The sequence below is a fragment of the Salegentibacter profundi genome (genome assembly GCF_054121475.1).
Genome location: NZ_JBSYGG010000003.1, coordinates 258,345 through 274,965, shown reverse-complemented (window position 1 = coordinate 274,965; position 16,621 = coordinate 258,345). Strand labels below are relative to the sequence as shown.

The window sequence follows — 16,621 nt, the reverse complement described above, 5'->3', positions numbered from 1 at the left end:
AACCACATTTATTTTCAGCTTTTCTTAATAACTATTTTTTCCCCAGGTTATTAACCTAAAATCATTCCGGCAATTGTGGCTGAAAGTAAGGAGGCCAGGGTACCACCAATAAGCGCTTTCATTCCGAATTCGGAAAGGGTTTTTCGTTGTCCTGGTGCAAGGGAGCCAATCCCGCCGATTTGAATTCCAATAGAAGCAAAATTTGCAAACCCGCAAAGCATATAAGTGGCCATAATCACTGATTTCTCATAAGTAAGACTAAGGGCATTCGCAGGATTTTTAAGTTCGGCAAGCTGCACATAACCTACAAATTCACTGGCTGCCAGTTTTATCCCCAGGAGTTGTCCCATCAACATCATGTCTTCTTTTGCTACTCCTATTATCCACATAAGGGGGGCGAAGATTGTTCCCAGGATGGATTCCAGAGAAAAACCTTTATATGGTGTATTCTCGGCTAAAATGGTGTTCAGACCAGTAAGATTTCCGGTGTAATTAAGAACATAATTTATCATGGCGATAAAGGCGATAAAAACCAGCAACATAGCTCCTACATTAGCTGCTAGCTTTAATCCTTCGGTCGTACCATTAGCGATAGCATCAAGTATATTCGAACCTATTTTGTCTGAAGAAACCTCGACATTTTCATTGATGGGTTCCAGCTGTGGATAAAGAATCTTGGAAACTACGATTGCCCCCGGGGCGGCCATGACAGAGGCGGCAAGTAAATGCTTTGCAAACTGTAGCCTTAAGGCCGGGTCATCACCTCCAAGAAAACCGATATAAGCTGCTAATACCCCACCTGCCACAGTAGCCATTCCACCAACCATTACCAGCAATATCTCTGAGCGTGTCATGCGTTCCAGATATGCTTTTATCATCAAGGGGGCTTCGGTTTGCCCCAGGAAAATATTTCCGGCCACACTTAAGCTCTCAGCCCCAGAAATTCCCATTAGTTTAGTAAGAATCCATGCCATTCCTTTGACTACCAACTGGATCACGCCTAAGTAAAATAATACCGAGGTCAGGGCTGAGAAGAATATGATCGTCGGCAAAACCTGGAATAGAAAAATAAATCCGAAACTGTCTACATCCATCATTCCTCCAAGTAAAAACTCACTCCCAGCGGCAGTGAAATCGAGGATGAGTACAAATATATTGCCTACGAATTCAAAAACGCTTTGGATAAAAGGCACTTGTAAGACACCGAAAGCGAGAAGGAGTTGGGCGGCAAGTCCCATCCCTACTGTTCTCCAGCGAATAGCTTTTCGTCTGGTGCTAAATAGAAATGCAATAAGCAATAAAGCCATCATCCCAATCGCGCCCCGGATGACACTATTGAGGCTTATTCCTTGATTCGGAATCATTTCCTTGGCGGCCTCGGGGGGGATTATCTCTGCTATGCTTTGAAGATTTTCAGCAAAAACAAAATTTCTCTGGCTATCTGAGATTACCAAGGAAGTGTCGGTTAGCGAAGAGATGCGATAATTTATTATACTATCAGAAGGTTTATTCGTGAAAAAGATCAATAGATTATTCTGGTAGAGGTAATCTCCCTGGGCAAAGATCTCTTTTGAACCCTCCCTGGTTATCTCAAATTGCCCATTATCTATATCAAGGACGGCATTCGGAGAAAACAGGGAGGATTGCGTAGTGTCTATATCAGATTGCAATTGCCAGGTTTTTGAAATGCTTTGGGAAAAGGATGAATTTATTCCGAAGATTATTAAAAACAGGCAGAACCAGGTCTTGTTCATAAAAAAAAGGGAAATTATTTCCGTTTGGAGATTTCGTCTCTTATTCGCGCTGCTTTTTCATAATCTTCGTTATTAACAGCCTGCGAAAGAAGGGTTTTTAATTCGTCCAGGGAAAGTTTTTTATAGTTGGTGGAATCTGATTTTATACTAATATCGTCTGGAAGGACTTCTTCAGAAATGATTTCTTCCTGTTCTTTTTCCGGGGGAGAAGTAGATTCATCCCCTTTTAGATAAATACCAGCTTTATCGAGAATATTTTTATAGGTAAAAATAGGGGCGTCAAATCTTAAAGCAAGAGCAATGGCATCACTGGTCCTGGCATCAATAATTTCCTCAATTTTGTCACGTTCACAGATCAGGCTGGAATAGAAAACCCCATCCACCAGTTTATGAATGATTACCTGTTTCACGGTGATATCAAACCTGTCAGCAAAATTCTTAAATAAATCGTGGGTAAGCGGGCGTGGAGGTTTTATTTCCTTCTCAAGAGCGATGGCAATAGACTGTGCCTCAAAAGCACCAATGACGATCGGGAGTTTACGATCCCCATCCACTTCGCTCAGAATTAAGGCATAAGCCCCGTTTTGGGTTTGACTATAAGAGATTCCTTTAATATTAAGGCGCACTAAACTCATATTCCAAAAATTAAAAAAGGCTGTCTAAATAAGGACTTTGCACCGGATTTAGACAGCCCTTTTAAGGGGCACAAGTTATGAAAATTATGCGTTTTTTGCTTTAAATTCCTTCAATTTTTCGTTGAGCTTAGGCACTACTTCGAATGCATCACCTACCACGCCGTAATCGGCGGCTTTAAAGAAAGGGGCTTCAGGATCATTGTTGATAACCACTTTTGTCTTTGCAGCATTCACACCTGCAAGATGTTGGATAGCTCCAGAAATACCTACGGCTATGTAAAGGTTAGAGGCCACCGGCTTACCCGTTTGTCCTACGTGTTCACTATGAGGTCTCCATTCCATATCACTAACCGGTTTGGAACAGGCCGTTGCGGCCCCGAGAATTTCAGCCATTTCTTCTATCATTCCCCAGTTTTCTGGTCCTTTTAATCCGCGACCACCCGAAACGATAATCTCCGCATCGGCAATGGTCACTTTGTCCGTCGCTTTGTCGACGGATTCTATATTGATGCTGAAATCCTCTTCTGAGAGGGTCGGATTGAAATCTTCGAGAGTTGCGCTGGCTTGATTTTCCTTTAAACCGAATGCATTTTGGGATACCCCTACAATTTTAACATCGGTATTAATTTGTAGCAGGTTGAAAGCTTTATTGGTGAAGACACTTCTTTTTACAGTAAAAGGCTCGATGCTTTCCGGGAGCGCAACCACATTGGGAGCGTAACCCGCCTGAAGTTCAATGGCTAATAAAGGTGCGAGATATTTGCTGTTCGCGCTTTGGCTAAGGACGACAACTTTACTGTCTTCTTTTTCAGCAGCTTGTTTAAGAGCGTCTGCATAGGCCTGGGCGTTAAAATTGCTTAATTTATCGCTTTTGATGTTCAGTACCTTATCTACACCATATTTACCTAACTCAGAGGCATCTTCGACGTTAAAGGTCACAGCAGTTAAACTGCTACCTGCATTAGAGGCGACTTCGCGAGCATAGGAGGCCACTTCCAAGGCAGCCTTTTTGAATTTTCCTTTTTCCGATTCTGTATATACTAAAATTGACATATTTATACTTTTTTAGTCAAATCGCATCCCGAGGTCCTCGGTAAACGAAATATTTTATTGTTAAATAGACTTCACAGCTTTGACATGGTGAGGCCTTTTTATTTGGTTTTTAGATTGCCTTGGCTTCATTATGAAGCAGATCAATAAGTTCATCCAGATTGTCGGGGTCTACGAGTTTGACCTCTCCTTTAGGAGCAGGTTTTTCAAATTTCTGGGTTTGAGTTTGTGCGGAAACCTCCTCGGCCGCTACCACGTTAAGTGGTTTTTTACGGGCTTGCATGATTCCACGCATATTTGGAATCTTAAGATCTTTTTCCTCCACAAGTCCTTTTTGACCTGCAATGACCAGTGGTAATTTGGATGTTAGGGTTTCCTTACCTCCGTCTATCTCACGGATTGCTGTAGCGGTATCACCTTCGATTTCAAGGCTGATACAAGTGTTTACAAAATTGACATCCATTAATCCGGCCATCATTCCAGGTACCATACCTCCGTTATAATCTATGGATTCACGGCCCGCAATGACCAGATCATAATCTCCTTCTTTGGCAACTTTGGCTAGTTGTTTTGCTACAAAAAATCCATCCGTTGGGGTGGCATCTACTCTAATAGCCGAATCGGCTCCAATGGCAAGGGCTTTTCTCAAGGTGGGTTCGGTTTCAGAACCGCCTACATTCACGACATCGACCGTAGCGCCCTGTTTTTCCTTAAACCACATTGCACGGGTTAACCCAAATTCATCGTTAGGGTTTATAACGAACTGGACACCGGAGGTATCAAACTTGGAATCTCCGTCTGTAAAATTGATTTTTGAGGTAGTATCAGGTACATGGCTGATACATACTAATATTTTCATATAAAAAGATGTTTTGATTAAATCGTTTTCGTTTACGAAGTTACATAATTTATATCAAAAAAAGCTATGCATGCATAATAAATTTAGGTATGGGTTTGCTTGCAATTATTAAAGAATTATCAATGATATACTGTAAACATTGATGTTTATTTCAGGAAAAAATGAATTTGCTAGTAATTCCTTTTAAAAAAATCCAATGCGAATCTGATTAATCCTGGCTTTGAAAAATTTGTGGTCTTAATATGGTATAAACATTAGGTAATTACTATTTTTGTTTCCGCAAGTTTTACAAATAATACCATACAAGATAATGAAGACAATTCAATTTAGGGAAGCAATTGCCGAAGCGATGAGCGAAGAAATGCGCAGAGATGAGAGCGTTTACCTGATGGGGGAGGAAGTTGCTGAATATAACGGAGCATATAAAGCTTCCAAAGGTATGCTGGATGAGTTTGGACCGGAACGCGTAATAGATACACCAATCGCTGAGCTTGGATTTGCCGGGATTGGGGTTGGATCTGCGATGAATGGCAACAGGCCTATTGTTGAATTCATGACCTTCAACTTCTCTTTGGTTGGAATCGACCAGATCATTAATAATGCTGCCAAAATGCGTCAGATGAGTGGAGGACAGTTTAATATTCCTATTGTATTCCGAGGTCCTACTGGTTCTGCGGGACAGTTGGGAGCGACACACTCCCAGGCTTTTGAAAGCTGGTTTGCCAATACTCCTGGTCTAAAGGTCATTGTGCCTTCAAACCCGTATGATGCTAAAGGACTTCTAAAAGCTGCCATCAGGGACGACGATCCTGTGATCTTTATGGAAAGCGAACAGATGTATGGAGATAAAGGTGAGGTTCCTGAAGAAGAGTACACTTTAGAAATCGGGAAGGCCGATATTAAACGAGAAGGGAAAGATGTTACTATTGTTTCTTTCGGAAAAATAATTAAAGAGGCATACAAAGCAGCTGATAAACTGGAAGAAGAAGATATTTCCTGTGAGATCATTGACCTAAGAACGGTTCGACCAATGGATCACGATACTATTTTCGAATCAGTTAAAAAAACTAACCGTTTGGTAATTCTTGAAGAGGCCTGGCCTTTTGGTAACGTGGCTACGGAGATCACCTACCAGGTTCAGGAAAAAGCATTTGATTACCTTGATGCACCTATTGTAAAGATTAATACTGCTGATACCCCGGCCCCTTATTCACCTGTCCTTTTAAAAGAATGGATTCCTAATAGTGAAGATGTGGTAAAAGCTGTTAAAAAGGTTATGTATAGAGACTAAAAAAAAGAAAATATCCTTTTGATAAAGCTAGCTTCACCATAATGGTGAAGCTTTTTTTATGGCTATATATATAGTCTTATAGTTTCACTTGAAACTTCCGGATTTGGTGTTCCTATCCATTAAAATGTGAAAAAATTCATATTACTGGAAATAACCTGGAACCTATACCTTGGTTTTCAGGTTTTGTTAGGAACAATTAAGCTGAAAATTACCTATATTTGCCGCCCTTAAATATGAAAATTAAAAAAAAGATGTCTGAGACTTTTGATGTAATGATAGAGATCCCTAAAGGGAGCCGTAACAAATATGAGTACGATTTTAAACTAAAGCGCGTTCGATACGACAGGATGATCTTTTCCTCTATGATGTATCCTGCCGATTATGGGTTTATCCCTAACACCCTGGCTCAGGATGATGATCCCCTGGATGTATTGGTATTAGTTGCAGAACCTACCTTCCCTGGGGTGGTCATGGAAGTGAAACCAATCGGGGTCTTTCATATGGCTGATGAAAAGGGACCTGACGAAAAAATAATTTGCGTACCGGTTTCAGATCCCATTTGGAACAGGCTCAATGACCTAAAAGAGTTAAACGGGCACCTAATTATGGAAATCGAACATTTCTTTAAGGTCTACAAAGACCTTGAGAAGAAAAAAGTGGACGTTGATGGCTGGGGGGATGCCAGTGAGGCCCGGGAAATTATTAAACAATGTGTTGAGCGTTTTGAAAATTACGATGGGGATAAAAATCGCTTTGGAATATAGTAAAAACTGACCGTCATCATTGAATATTAAAAAGCAATAACCTTAAAAAGTTATTGCTTTTTTAATTATCCTCAATTTACTACTTTAGCCGTATTAACTAAAACTTAACAGATTAATATGGAATCAATGATGATTTATATGCCTGCGATATTGGCAATAATAGGGCTCATTTATATGGGCATTAAAAGATCCTGGGTTTTGAAACAGGATGCCGGAGACGGGAAGATGAAAGAAATTTCATCCCATATTTATGAAGGAGCCCTCGCCTTTTTGAATGCAGAATATAAATTACTAAGTATATTCGTAGTGGGTGCCAGTATTGCACTAGCTGCAATAGCCTATATAGTACCTACAACTCATTATTTAATTATCGTGGCCTTTATATTTGGGGCCTTTTTTTCTGCCCTTGCAGGAAATATGGGAATGAAGATTGCCACTAAATCGAACGTTCGCACTACCCAGGCTGCCAGGACCAGTCTGCCTAAAGCCCTGAAAGTTTCTTTTGGTGGTGGCACAGTGATGGGCTTGGGTGTTGCAGGACTTGCCGTGCTAGGATTAACTACCTTTTTTATAATTTTCTTCCATTATTTTATGGGAGGGCAATGGACAGATACTTCCCAAATGACCATTGTGCTGGAAACCCTTGCAGGATTCTCTTTAGGTGCTGAATCTATTGCGCTCTTTGCGCGTGTTGGCGGTGGAATATATACTAAAGCGGCTGATGTAGGCGCCGATCTGGTTGGAAAAGTGGAAGCAGGAATCCCTGAAGATGATCCGCGTAATCCTGCAACAATTGCTGACAACGTAGGCGATAATGTTGGCGATGTTGCCGGTATGGGTGCCGACCTTTTCGGAAGTTATGTAGCTACGGTACTTGCCGCTATGGTACTGGGAAATTATATAATTGAGGATATGGGGGGTAATATCGTAGCTTCCGGGTTTGGCGGCATAGGACCGATCTTATTGCCGATGGCCATTGCCGGAGTTGGTATAATCATGTCTATTGTCGGAACTATGTTGGTCAAGATTACCAGTAACAGTGCTAAGGAAGCAGAAGTTCAAAAAGCCCTTAATATCGGAAACTGGGTATCGATAATTTTGGTAGCCGTTGCTACTTTCTTTCTGGTAACCTGGATGCTGCCTTCAGATGCCCTTACCATGGGCTTCTTTGTGGGAGGTGCTGAAGGCTTTGAATACAAGAGTATTGATGCCATCAGGGTATTCTATGCTTCCCTAGTGGGGATTGTTGTTGGGGGAGTGATCTCTGCAGTAACCGAATATTATACCGGATTAGGCAAGAAACCAGTACTTTCTATTGTACAGAACTCGAGTACAGGCGCTGGAACTAACATAATTGCCGGGCTTGCAACAGGGATGATCTCTACTTTTCTTTCCGTCTTGTTATTTGCTATTGCAATCTGGGCTTCTTATGCTTTTGCAGGATTTTACGGGGTGGCACTGGCAGCCTCAGCGATGATGGCCACTACGGCCATGCAGCTTGCTATTGATGCTTTTGGGCCTATTGCGGATAATGCAGGAGGAATTGCCGAGATGAGTGAACTTCCGCCCGAGGTGCGGGAACGTACTGATATCCTTGATTCTGTAGGAAATACCACGGCAGCTACGGGAAAAGGATTTGCAATTGCCTCGGCAGCACTTACCTCCCTGGCACTTTTTGCAGCCTATGTGACCTTTACCGGAATTGACGGAATCAATATTTTTAAAGCTCCAGTATTAGCCATGTTGTTTATCGGTGGAATGGTGCCCGTTGTATTCTCGGCTTTGGCGATGAAGTCCGTAGGGAAGGCTGCGATGAAAATGGTTCAGGAAGTTCGCCGACAGTTTAAAGAGATTCCTGGAATTATGGAAGGGACAGGAAAACCGGAGTATGATAAATGTGTAGCCATTTCGACTCAGGCTGCCTTAAAGGAAATGCTATTGCCTGGAGTGATTACTATTGGTTTCCCGATTGGCATTGTTCTTCTTCCAATGATCTTCGGATATGATAACCTTCTCATCGCTGAAATGCTGGGAGGATATATGGCCGGCGTTACGGTAAGCGGAGTACTTTGGGCGATTTTCCAGAACAACGCCGGAGGTGCCTGGGATAACGCGAAAAAATCATTTGAAGCTGGAGTGATGATTAACGGAGAAATGACTTATAAAGGCTCTGAAGCTCATAAAGCCGCTGTTACCGGTGATACAGTAGGAGACCCTTTTAAAGATACTTCCGGTCCTTCTATGAATATTCTCATTAAATTAACCTGTTTGATAGGATTGGTCATGGCACCCATTCTGGGAGGACACACCGAAGAAGATGTTCCAAACAATCCGGAAGAAACACCACAAGTGGGAGAAGTTACACAAAGCGAAGATATTTTTGAAGTTAGGATAAAATAATTTCAGGACAACCTAGCCTTTTTGCTTAAAAAAAAGCCCGTTTGAAGTCTATCTTTAAACGGGCTTTTTCGGCTAATTCAAACTTGTTTTTGGGCTTTTAATTATTCGGTCTATCCCCAAGTTTATGCTGACCTTAATCAGCTGTGCTTTCATCTTCTTTATTTATTATTTTCCTATCTGGTCCTTGCAGTAGCTGCCGAGCAAATCTTCAAGGCTTCCATAGGAGTAAAATAGAATAGTTAATCATGTTTTATTTAAAATTAAGGTCTAAGTATCTCGTTTTAAGTTAAATATGTGGTAAAGCTTTGTTGAAGTTCTATTAAAATTTTTAAAGATTTTGTTCTTGTGACTTTTAACATAGCTACAACTATGGTCCAGCGATAATTCCATTAATTTTAAGTTTATAAACATTTTTTTATGAGGTCTATTTGGAATGGTTCAATAAGTTTTGGTTTGGTGTCTATTCCGGTTAAACTCTATTCCGGTTCAGAGGATCGACGCTTAGAACTTGATATGCTCGATAGGCATGATCATGGGCGAATAAGGTATAAAAGAGTAAATGAAGAAACGGGAAAAGAAGTTCAATGGAAAGACATTGTAAAAGGCTTTAAGAAAGATGATGCCTATGTTATCTTAGAGAAAGAGGATTTTGAAAATGCGAATTTAAAAAAAAGTAAAACTATAGATATTGAGGAATTTGTGGGGGAGGATGAAGTGGCGGAAGTCCTTTACAAAAAACCTTATTTTCTGGAACCCCAGAAAGAAGGGGGTAAATCTTATAATTTATTGCGTGATGCACTTAAAAAAACAGAGAAACTGGGGGTAGCTACTTTTGTGATGAGACAGAAAGAACACCTGGCCTTAGTTGGCGTTTATAAAAAGGCGCTGGTTTTACACGTGATTAGATTTTCAGATGAGATCCGGGATACCGAAGATTTAAAATTGCCAAAAACCAAGGTAACTAAAAAGGAGGTGGATATGGCTATCTCCCTTATAGATCAGCATTCTACCAAATTTAAACTTGATAAGTTCAAGGATGTTTATAACGATCAGCTCATGAAAATCATCGATTCTAAAAGTACGGGTAAAAAGATTAAAACAGAAGATTTTAAAACAACACCCACTCCTGCAAAGGATCTTATGGCCCAATTAAAGGCCAGTCTTGAAAAGAAAAAGAAAAAAGCCTCTTAATATATGGGCCTAGAAGATTATAAGAACAAACGAAATTTTAAAGATACTCCGGAACCCGGTCCTGATTATAGTGATGAAAATCGAGGGAGGTTTGTTATCCAAAGACATCAGGCTTCCCGGCTGCATTATGATCTGAGGCTAGAAATGGAGGGGGTACTTAAAAGCTGGGCAGTTCCCAAGGGACCTTCAATGAATCCTGGAGATAAAAGGCTTGCGATTCAAACCGAGGATCATCCTGTTAAATACCTAGACTTTGAAGGTACTATTCCTAAAGGGAATTACGGGGCTGGGGTGATGAAAATTTGGGATAAGGGAACTTTTCGGGCTGCTGATGGCACAACAGATAATTTACTGGAACAACTGGATGAAGGTAATTTAAAAATCGAATTTAATGGACAAAAAATAAGAGGAGAGTTCGCGCTGGTTCATATCAATAGGGGGGATAAACAAAATCAATGGCTGCTTATCAAGAAGAAAGATAGGTTTTCTACCGATCTGGATTATGATGCTGAAATCTTCGCGGAAAAAGAATCACATGGAATTAAAAAGAACTCCGAAAGAAGAAAAAAACTTGATCCCGATGATTTTCTCAAACCTATGCTGGCCACAACAACTAAAAAGATTTTTAATAATCCCGATTGGATTTATGAGATCAAATGGGATGGATATAGAGTTCTAGCCAATATTACTGAGGGCACCGTAAACTTATATTCCCGTAATGGCATTTCGTTTAATAAAAAATTTTCAAAGCTAAGAAGAGAACTTGAGCAAATTCCTCACCAGACCATCCTGGATGGAGAAGTAGTCATCCTGGATGAGGATGGTGTACCCGATTTCCAGGCTTTACAAAACTTCGATAACAAAACGAAGGGGGAACTCAGGTATTATGTATTTGATATGTTATACCTCAATGGTCATTCCATGCTCGAATTGCCATTGCTCGAGCGAAAAAGCCTGCTTTCAGAAGTGCTTGAAGATTTGGATGCTGTTTTTTATTGCGACCATATCGAGGGAATGGGCACTGCATTTTATAAAAAGGCCATCGATGCAGGGCTGGAAGGAGTAATTGCCAAAAAAGCTCAGTCCACATATTCACCGGGTTATCGCAGTGAAAATTGGCTAAAGATAAAGGCAGTAAAAACCAGGGAAGCTATTATTTGTGGTTATACCGATTCGGAGCGTTCTGTTTTTGGCTCAATCATTCTTGGTACCTTTAAGAACGGAGCATTACGTTACATAGGAAATTGTGGCACGGGCTTCAGTGAGGAGGAACAGAAAAATCTTCTGAAAAAGTTTAAAAAACATCAAACAAAAGAAAGTCCCTTTCCCAAAAAGGTAAATCTCAAAGGCAGGAAACCTACCTGGATGCAGCCCAATCTAATTTGTGAAATTAAATTTTCAGAATATACCAAGAATGGTCTATTGCGACATCCTGTTTTTAAAGGACTAAGGCAGGATAAAGAACCGGAGGAAATCACTGAGGAAAAGCAAATTGAAGTACCCAGGAAGAAAGGGAAATCAGGTAGGTCAGGTGCTTCGTTGGATGTAGGTGGCATTTCGGTTGATTTCACTCATCTTGATAAAGTGTACTGGCCAGATTCCGGTTTAAAAAAGTACGATCTTATAGATTATTATATTCAGGTAGCCGATTATATGATGCCCTATTTAAAGGATCGACCTCAAAATCTTCATCGTCATCCCAATGGGATTACCAAAAAAGGGTTCTATCAAAAAGATACCCAGGGTCAGATGCCAGAATGGATAGAGCGTGTTAGCATATATTCGGAATCTGCCAATAAGGATATTGAATATATGCTTTGCCAAAACGAAGCTACCTTGCTCTATATGGCAAATCTGGGATGTATAGAGATAAATCCCTGGAACTCTCGCAAAGCTCATCTTGATCAGCCTGATTATACGGTTATTGATTTAGATCCTTCGGAGAAAAATACTTTTGAAGAGGTTGTCGAAGTTGCCCAAGCGGCGAAAGAGGTCATGGATTTTGCTAAAATTGACGGCTATTGTAAAACTTCTGGTTCGACAGGTTTACATATCTATATTCCCCTGGGAGCTAATTACAGCTATGATGAGGCCCGGGATTTCACAAAGTTACTCTGTTATTTTATCCAGGAGAAATTACCTGAGCTTACCAGTATGGAACGATCGGTGAAAAGTCGGAAAGGTAAGATTTACCTGGATTATCTTCAGAATAGGAGGGGACAAACGCTGGCCTCCCCCTATTGTGTAAGGCCAAAACCTGGAGCGCCGGTCTCGGCACCACTGGATTGGAAGGAAGTAAAAAAGGGTCTGAAGATTAAAGAGTTTAACATTCATACCATGCTCCATCGGATAAAGGAGAAAAAAGATCCTTTTAAAAAAGTATTAAGCAAGGGAATCTCCATAGAAAAAGCCATCAAACGTCTAGAGAACTCCTAAAATTTAATTAAAGTCTCTAAAGGCTATTTTTGAATTCCTATCTTGAAATTAAACCCATAGAATTAATGAAAAAACGAATAAGGAAACTTGCTGGGCGATATAAAATTTTAGACCAGATCCTTATTACGCTGTATCGCAGTTATGGTACTCATTCCCATTTGTATATCCTGGGGAGGGTTTTGGATAATGAGCCATTAAAAATTGCCAAAGATCCTTCCTTTTTTAAAACTATAAGAAACACCTGGAAACAATTTGATACCTTTGAGGTACCGGATGCTGAGGTAGAATTGGTTTTACCCGATAAAATTATCGCCACTACCAAATCGGGTCCTGAAGGCTATTTTTTGTTTGACGATGTTCTTGATCAAAATCTAGCTGAACATGCTGATAAGGAAGGTTGGGTAGATTTTGAGCTTTATTACCGCGGCCCGTTAGGAAAAAAAACCAGGGTGCTTGAGGAGCCTTTTACCGGAAGTTTTCTTATTCCCGATCCAGAAGCCGAATTTGGAGTGATTAGTGATATAGACGATACTATCCTTCATACCGGAGTTACTTCTTTTTTGAAGTGGCGGTTATTAAAAAATAGTTTGTTGACCAATGCTTACCAAAGAATCCCCTTAAAAGGCGCTCCGGATTTTTACAAGAAATTACACCTGGGAGTTTCAGGGAAGAATAACAATCCGATGTTTTATTTAAGTAACAGTCCCTGGAATCTTTATGAATACCTGAAACTCTTTTTAGATCATAACCAGTTTCCGAAGGGACCGATGTTGCTTCGAAATTTCAGAACCCCCTTTGATCGTAGTCTCAAACCAGAAAAACCCCATAAACAAAAAGAGATTGCAAATATCCTGAAAACCTACCCTAGTCTTAATTTTATTCTTATAGGAGATAGCGGGGAACATGATGCTTCAATTTATACTGAAATTGCTGCCCAGTACCCCAATAGGATATTGACGATTTACCTCAGGAGCGTAAAACATCGGAAACAAATGCAGAGGGTAAAGAGCATTATAGATAATTTTGAAACTACTCCGGTCTTAATGGTGGAATCCTCAGAACAGGCCGTTAGACACGCCCGGGAAAAAGGCTTTATTAAATAGAAATTCAGCAAAAAATACTTTATTAATCATCTATACTGGCGCCTACAGCTGTTCGTTGTGATTTCCCTGTTTTTCTTGGCATCGTTCCAAAGATATGATCCCACAATGGGGATGATACTCCAAAGGCTCTGTCGGGTTCGCGGTAATGGTGAATGCTATGATGATGCCATAAGGTTTTTAAAAAATTATTAGGAACCTTAAAGGCATGTACCGAATAATGCACAGCAAGATATCCGGCGTAACCAATTAAAAAACCTGCAAGAAAACCGAAGACATAATCACCCAGGACTGCCCGGTAAATAATAAAAAGGACCGTGGCAATAATAAGACTTAGAACCGGCGGCATAGCAAGGCGGGATTTATCTTTAGGATAGTCGTGATGTACTCCATGCATCGTATAGGAGATTTTTTGTTTCCGTGGGGTGGTTGCAGGAATATGGTAAAGATACCTGTGCATTAAATATTCCACCAGGGTAAAGAAAAATACCCCGGCTGCAAACAAAAGTATCATCATAGGAGCCTCAAAACCTTTTTCTACAATGCCGTAGTAGATTAAAACTGCTGCGATCACCCCGAAAATAATCAGAGGTAGAGAAATATGGGTGTGGGTTAATTTCTCTAAAATAGGATTCTTAAACAATTTGGGAGATCCCTTATGTTTTGGTCTTTTCAGTTTAGTGGATTCCATAATTTTTATTTTTTAAAATAAACCATGCAATTCTCCGTCAATACGGTTTATAATATTTCCTAAATCTTCCGGGTTATCTACAAAGTTAATATTATCTACATCGATAATAACCAGGTTCCCTTTATTATAATTGTGTACCCAGGCCTCGTAACGTTCATTAAGTCTGCTTAAATAATCAATTGAAATTGAATTCTCATAATCACGTCCGCGTTTGTGAATTTGATTAACCAGATTCGGAATGCTGCTTCGCAAATAAATCAGAAGATCCGGCCCTTGTACCACGCTTTCCATTAAATCAAACAAAGATCTGTAATTCTCGAAATCACGGTTAGTCATAAGCCCCATTGCATGCAGGTTGGGAGCAAAAATATGGGCATCTTCATAAATGGTTCGATCCTGGATGATTTTTTCTCCACTTTCTCTGATCTGAAGAATTTGCCTGAATCTGCTGTTTAAAAAGTAAATCTGCAGGTTAAAAGACCATCGTTCCATCTTATTGTAAAAATCCTCGAGGTAGGGGTTTTCCAGAACTTCCTCAAATTGAGCTTCCCAATTATAATGTTTCGCTAAAAGTTTTGTGAGGGTGGTTTTTCCGGCCCCAATGTTTCCTGCAATGGCTACATGCATAAATCAAAATTTTACTGGTGGGTTAGATTTGGTAATTGATGATGTAAAGATAAAAGATTTGAACAATACCCAATTTTTCCGTTTGTCAATTTATTTATAAAATTTAAATTCAAAGGTGTCTGACTTCCTTATTTGCCTGTAATTGATTAAATTAATAGATAATTTTTTCGAAATTTAAAAGATGAGGACTCTGGTGCTTTTTGTGATTTTTAACCTGATATTACTCGGAGCGGTACAAACTCAGGAGGAGAATGTAGTTATGCTAATGCGTGCCGAAAGTCACTTTGATTTTGATCAAACCTACTCTCGTCTTCAAGACCGATTAGCGGAGCGACCAGGAATAAAAATTTTTGCTGAAATTGATTATTCAGAAAATGGTCGGGAAAAAGGACTGCAATTAGCCCCGGCGCGTCTTCTTATTTTTGGAAATGCAAGAGCAGGTACTCCGTTAATGCAAAATAGACAGTTAACCGGTCTTGATCTGCCTTTGAAAATTCTAGTGGTTGAAGATGAAAATGGAAATGTATCACTGACCTATAGCGATGTGGGACAATTAAAAACTCGACATGGGCTTAAGTCAACCAAAACCTTAAGAAACATACAAAAGAGTCTGAAAGATATTGCCAGGGGAGCTTCCGGCCGGAATCCTAAAAAGACCGGTGAATATAAGCTCCGGTACATGGAGGGAATTGAAAGCTTTAAGAGTCAATATAGTTTCCAAGAAACACTGCGTCGTCTTAAAAATGAAGTGAAGGCTTTGGAGGGAGTGACCCTCTATGGGGAAATTGATCATACAAAAAACGCCGAAAAGCTGAATATGGGGTTAAGACCTGCCACCTTATTGATTTTTGGAAATCCTGAAGTAAGTACCCGGTTAATGCAGCAGAATTTGCTTTGGGGCCTGGTACTACCCATAAAAATGCTTGTGTGGAGAGATGAGACTGGTCTGGTGAAGATTTCGTATAACGCTCCGGATTTCTTATCCAGGCGCTACGGAATTCATTCAGAATTGGGAACCCAAATAGATCAGGTAAAACTGGCAAGTAAAGCCGCTGGGATCATCCTGGAGTAGCTCAGAAAAAAGATTTCCATTTATATATTTCAGAATCGAATAGACAACTTTCACATTTGGAGAACATCCAGAGACAGTCTATAAAATCAGTAATCATATGGAATAATAGGCCGATAAATATCAATCTGATGATCTTAGCTTTGACAAAAATTGAACCTGCAATATAACCTATAATAGGTATTGCTGAATGCAGAGGATGATATCCTATCCCGCAGCGCATAGGATCAAATAGGGGCTTTGCAAAGACGTGGTCGAGGTCGACAGCCATGGTAGATAGCAGAATCAGCCAGTTTTTTTTCCAGTTTTTCTTATCGTAAAACCAGGCAATAGCACCTATGGCTATAAAATGGAGAAAATAATGGGTGAGCGTTTGTACCAATAGAATTAAAGTTTCAACTTTCGAGAATTTTCTGACTGCTCGGTGTCCTCTTCATTGGGGACAAGAAGTTTATTTAATTTTCGATCCAAAACAACATATCTGGAAATGCCCACTAAAATAAAGAGCACACAGATAAAAAGCGCTGCATAACCAATCCAATGCAAATTAGGATATTCCTTAACCTGGAGTAGGGCAATGCCTCCGATTAATAAATAAAGGGAAGCTCTGATATAGGAAAGTAGCGTCCGCTCATTAGCCAGTTTGGTACGTTCCAGGGCGAGATGTTCCCTGACTAGTTTTTCATCTATTATTCGGGTTTTGAAAGGGTTACTAAGCTTTACTCTTCTCATAAAATCTCAATTTTAAGCATAA

Annotated in this window: 15 protein-coding genes; 7 read left to right on the top strand and 8 right to left on the bottom strand. The window is 40.1% G+C overall.

Going from position 1 to position 16,621, the window contains the following annotated elements:
• Positions 1 to 50: 50 nt before the first annotated feature.
• The 4 genes from ACW6NC_RS06205 to ACW6NC_RS06190 all read right to left on the bottom strand — a co-directional run bounded on the left by ACW6NC_RS06205 (position 51) and on the right by ACW6NC_RS06190 (position 4,298).
• Positions 51 to 1,754 (bottom strand): NupC/NupG family nucleoside CNT transporter, encoded by a 1,704-nt coding sequence (locus tag ACW6NC_RS06205; RefSeq protein WP_457864430.1) that lies wholly within the window; start codon positions 1,752 to 1,754, stop codon positions 51 to 53.
• A gap of 14 nt (positions 1,755 to 1,768) precedes the next feature.
• Positions 1,769 to 2,389 (bottom strand): bifunctional nuclease domain-containing protein, encoded by a 621-nt coding sequence (locus tag ACW6NC_RS06200; protein WP_457864428.1) that lies wholly within the window; start codon positions 2,387 to 2,389, stop codon positions 1,769 to 1,771.
• Positions 2,390 to 2,473: 84 nt separating this feature from the next.
• Positions 2,474 to 3,442 carry an electron transfer flavoprotein subunit alpha/FixB family protein gene (locus ACW6NC_RS06195; RefSeq protein WP_457864427.1) on the bottom strand — a complete coding sequence of 323 codons (969 nt, stop codon included), beginning with the start codon at positions 3,440 to 3,442 and terminating at the stop codon, positions 2,474 to 2,476.
• A 109-nt stretch (positions 3,443 to 3,551) separates the two neighbouring features.
• Positions 3,552 to 4,298, bottom strand: a complete 747-nt coding sequence (locus tag ACW6NC_RS06190; RefSeq protein WP_457864426.1) for an electron transfer flavoprotein subunit beta/FixA family protein — start codon at positions 4,296 to 4,298, stop codon at positions 3,552 to 3,554.
• A 310-nt stretch (positions 4,299 to 4,608) separates the two neighbouring features.
• On the opposite strand from ACW6NC_RS06190, the gene ACW6NC_RS06185 reads away from it, so the two are divergent.
• The 6 genes from ACW6NC_RS06185 (at position 4,609) to ACW6NC_RS06160 (ending at position 13,483) form a co-directional block, all read left to right on the top strand.
• The gene (locus tag ACW6NC_RS06185) at positions 4,609 to 5,589 is read left to right on the top strand and encodes a pyruvate dehydrogenase complex E1 component subunit beta (protein WP_457864424.1); all 981 of its coding nucleotides are present in this window, start codon (positions 4,609 to 4,611) and stop codon (positions 5,587 to 5,589) included.
• 251 nt (positions 5,590 to 5,840) lie between these two features.
• Positions 5,841 to 6,353: an inorganic diphosphatase gene (locus ACW6NC_RS06180; RefSeq protein ID WP_457864618.1), complete on the top strand. Its 513-nt coding sequence runs from the start codon at positions 5,841 to 5,843 to the stop codon at positions 6,351 to 6,353.
• Between the two features lie 117 nt (positions 6,354 to 6,470).
• Positions 6,471 to 8,753 (top strand): sodium-translocating pyrophosphatase, encoded by a 2,283-nt coding sequence (locus ACW6NC_RS06175; RefSeq protein WP_457864422.1) that lies wholly within the window; start codon positions 6,471 to 6,473, stop codon positions 8,751 to 8,753.
• A gap of 417 nt (positions 8,754 to 9,170) precedes the next feature.
• Positions 9,171 to 9,944 carry a non-homologous end joining protein Ku gene (gene ku, locus ACW6NC_RS06170; RefSeq protein ID WP_457864420.1) on the top strand — a complete coding sequence of 258 codons (774 nt, stop codon included), beginning with the start codon at positions 9,171 to 9,173 and terminating at the stop codon, positions 9,942 to 9,944.
• Positions 9,945 to 9,947: 3 nt separating this feature from the next.
• Positions 9,948 to 12,380, top strand: coding sequence for a DNA ligase D (gene ligD, locus ACW6NC_RS06165; RefSeq protein ID WP_457864419.1), 2,433 nt, complete (start codon positions 9,948 to 9,950; stop codon positions 12,378 to 12,380).
• Between the two features lie 65 nt (positions 12,381 to 12,445).
• The gene (locus tag ACW6NC_RS06160; protein ID WP_457864418.1) at positions 12,446 to 13,483 is read left to right on the top strand and encodes an App1 family protein; all 1,038 of its coding nucleotides are present in this window, start codon (positions 12,446 to 12,448) and stop codon (positions 13,481 to 13,483) included.
• Between the two features lie 22 nt (positions 13,484 to 13,505).
• On the opposite strand, the gene ACW6NC_RS06155 is transcribed toward ACW6NC_RS06160, so the two are convergent.
• Positions 13,506 to 14,171 carry a sterol desaturase family protein gene (locus ACW6NC_RS06155; protein WP_457864416.1) on the bottom strand — a complete coding sequence of 222 codons (666 nt, stop codon included), beginning with the start codon at positions 14,169 to 14,171 and terminating at the stop codon, positions 13,506 to 13,508.
• Between the two features lie 12 nt (positions 14,172 to 14,183).
• Entirely contained in the window at positions 14,184 to 14,798 is a 615-nt protein-coding gene (locus ACW6NC_RS06150; RefSeq protein ID WP_457864414.1) for a deoxynucleoside kinase, read from the bottom strand.
• Between the two features lie 181 nt (positions 14,799 to 14,979).
• Between ACW6NC_RS06150 and ACW6NC_RS06145 the strand changes: the two genes are divergently transcribed.
• The gene (locus ACW6NC_RS06145; protein WP_457864412.1) at positions 14,980 to 15,870 is read left to right on the top strand and encodes a DUF302 domain-containing protein; all 891 of its coding nucleotides are present in this window, start codon (positions 14,980 to 14,982) and stop codon (positions 15,868 to 15,870) included.
• A 1-nt stretch (position 15,871) separates the two neighbouring features.
• On the opposite strand, the gene ACW6NC_RS06140 is transcribed toward ACW6NC_RS06145, so the two are convergent.
• Both ACW6NC_RS06140 and ACW6NC_RS06135 read right to left on the bottom strand, forming a co-directional pair.
• A complete protein-coding gene (locus tag ACW6NC_RS06140; protein ID WP_457864411.1) occupies positions 15,872 to 16,249 on the bottom strand; it encodes a DUF6122 family protein in 378 nt (125 codons plus the stop codon).
• A 5-nt stretch (positions 16,250 to 16,254) separates the two neighbouring features.
• Positions 16,255 to 16,599: a DUF202 domain-containing protein gene (locus ACW6NC_RS06135; protein ID WP_457864409.1), complete on the bottom strand. Its 345-nt coding sequence runs from the start codon at positions 16,597 to 16,599 to the stop codon at positions 16,255 to 16,257.
• Positions 16,600 to 16,621 lie beyond the last annotated feature (22 nt).